A 382-nucleotide genomic window follows, 5' to 3' on the forward strand; every position below is an offset into this window, starting at 1 on the left:
GAGGACCAGGAGCCGGAGACCACCGGGGAGATGACCCCGGAGCCCCGCCGCGAACGGATCTTGGAGCCCATCGCCGCGGGGGCCAGCCAGCGCGCGGCCGCCCCCCGCGCCGACTGCTCCCCGTCCTACGGCCGCCCGGTCGGCCACGGCGGGGGGGTCCGCGGCGCGGCGCTGCGCCCCGGGGTCCGGGGCGCCGGAGTGGCTCCGCATCTCGGGGTGCGGGCTGTGCTCGTTGGCGTTGGTCGCGGCGACGAGTTCGGCGTCGGTGAAGTCCGGGATCACCTTGTTCGGCCAGCTCACGCGGCAGCCTCCCCGTTGACGACCTTGCGGACGTAGGACGGCGAGCAGTCGGCGCGGCGGGCGGCCTCGCGCTGGCTGGCCC

Annotated in this window: 1 protein-coding gene; it reads right to left on the reverse strand. The window is 77.5% G+C overall.

Translation table 11 applies throughout. The features are described 5' to 3' along the window. A partial coding sequence (locus tag PUR71_RS00315) for a hypothetical protein (RefSeq protein ID WP_329924260.1) occupies window positions 1-300 on the reverse strand: 300 nt, incomplete at its 3' end. Window positions 301-382: the final 82 nt, after the last annotated feature.

The sequence above is a fragment of the Streptomyces sp. SP17BM10 genome (genome assembly GCF_036322405.1).
Taxonomy (GTDB): domain Bacteria; phylum Actinomycetota; class Actinomycetes; order Streptomycetales; family Streptomycetaceae; genus Kitasatospora.